The 1,922-nt window shown below is 52.8% G+C and carries 3 protein-coding genes; all 3 read left to right on the forward strand.

Annotated features, from left to right (window positions below):
• The coding region (locus tag AC1DRJ_RS25945) for a fumarylacetoacetate hydrolase family protein (RefSeq protein ID WP_477804670.1) at positions 1 to 612 on the forward strand (612 nt) is incomplete at its 5' end.
• 95 nt (positions 613 to 707) lie between these two features.
• Positions 708 to 1,634, forward strand: coding sequence for a VOC family protein (locus AC1DRJ_RS25950; RefSeq protein WP_477804671.1), 927 nt, complete (start codon positions 708 to 710; stop codon positions 1,632 to 1,634).
• A 19-nt stretch (positions 1,635 to 1,653) separates the two neighbouring features.
• The coding region (locus tag AC1DRJ_RS25955; protein WP_477804672.1) for a Rieske (2Fe-2S) protein at positions 1,654 to 1,922 on the forward strand (269 nt) is incomplete at its 3' end.

The raw sequence follows: 1,922 nt of genomic DNA on the forward strand, positions 1-1,922 counted from the left end.
TTGAAGGTGCCTGGCTACTTCAAAGGAACCCCGCATTCGGTCCTTGGGCATGAGGCTGCAGTTCCTTGGCCGGGATACATTCAGTACATGGACTACGAGCTTGAGCTCGGTTACGTCATCGGCAAGCGAGCAGAAAGTCTGCGTCCTGAAAACGCGCTTGATCATCTGTTTGGCATCACCATCTTCAACGACTTCAGTGCCCGAGATTGTCAGGCGGTCGAAATGCCGATTGGGATGGGTCCCACCACGTGTAAAGATTTCGCCTACGGTATAGGGCCTTGGATTACCACCGTCGATGAATTCAAAGACCTGGACCGGATCGGTATGGAAGTTCGCGTCAATGGCGAGACTTGGGGTAAGGGTGATAGCTCCAATAAGCTGTGGACGATTGGCGAACTCATCGCCTGGGCCAGTCTTGGTGAAGTCATCGTTCCTGGCGATGTGATCGGTTCGGGTACCATGGGCGGTGGTTCAGCTTTGGAGCTTGATCGTAAGCTCCAGCCAGGTGATGTCGTCGAAATGATCGTTGAGGGGGTCGGCACCCTGCGCAACACAATGGGGCAACCGATCCCGGATCTTTGGTGGCCCGAAGAACGCAAGCCATTCATGTGACGCGTAGTTAAAACTCACGCGCACATCAGAGATCTCAGGCCCGGCAATGGTTCGGACCTGACATAACAAAAACGCATACTTTGATAGGTGTTGAAATGAACATCCTTGGCCCGGACACTTTGTATTTTGGTGTTGACGATGTCGCGCTAAGTGAGCGCTTCCTGGAAGATTACGGCCTTGAGCCGGTAGGGGGCGGACGCTTTGAGGCATTGGATGGAACTGGTGTAGTTATCAAACATCGTGACGATCCGTCACTACCTGCCTGGAGTTTGCCGACCGCAAACATGTTGCGCAAGACAATGTATGGCGTAAAAGACATCGCGACTCTCGCGAGCATCCGGAAGGAATTTGAGGGCGAGCGTGAAGTCAAGGTTCTGGCCGATGGTTCACTGGAGTTAGTGGACGATCTCGGATTCGCTCTGGGCTTTCAAGTTTCGATCAGAAAGCCGCACAAACTGCCCGCCGAGCGCGTAAACGCGCCGGGAGATATTCACCGTCCTGCGAACAAAACCGGTGTGGATGAAAGTTCCGAGCTCGCTCCCAAGCCACGAACGCTCTCCCACGTTGTCTATTTCGTTCCAGATATCGAAAAGGCCGAGCGCTTCTATGCGGATCGTCTGGGCTTCAAACTCACCGACAAATTTGTCGGGATGGGTCCATTTCTGCGTCCTGCGGGTACTTTCGACCACCACACCCTTTTCTTCATTCAAACCCCGCCGCATTTGCAGGGATGCGAGCACTTTACCTTCCATATGGGGGGGCCTCAGGAAGTGCTGCAAGCCGGCTATGCGTTTGCAGCTAAAGGTTATGAGTCATATTGGGGGCCAGGGCGACATAAGTTTGGTTCTAACTGGTTCTGGTACTTCAACACCCCGTTGGGCTGCCACATCGAATACGACGCCGATATGGATCAGCACGACGATGACTGGTCGCCGCGCGTAGCCCCTGCAATCATGGATAACTCCCAGGTGTTCCTCTTCCAATGGCGTGAAAAATGGGCTCCTGGCGGCAAGCCTGATTAATAAGAGGGGTAAGTTGAAGATGGCAAAATCTGATCGCCGCAGGCTTTGCCATCTCGAGCAAATTGCGCCAGGCCAATCTTTGGGGTTCAGGAAGGAAAGCACGGGTCCCGACGACATTTTTTTAGTCAATGACTGCGGAAATATCTATGGCTATAAAAATTCTTGTCCCCATTGGCCCGGTTCAACTATGCCAGTGCGCAAGAATCGATATCTCGACAGCGAGTCCAGTCATATCGTTTGTAGTGGTCATGGTGCGTTGTTTGAAATTAGTTCGGGTTTGTGCATAAA

Source organism: Pseudomonas sp. P5_B2 (assembly GCF_056400445.1).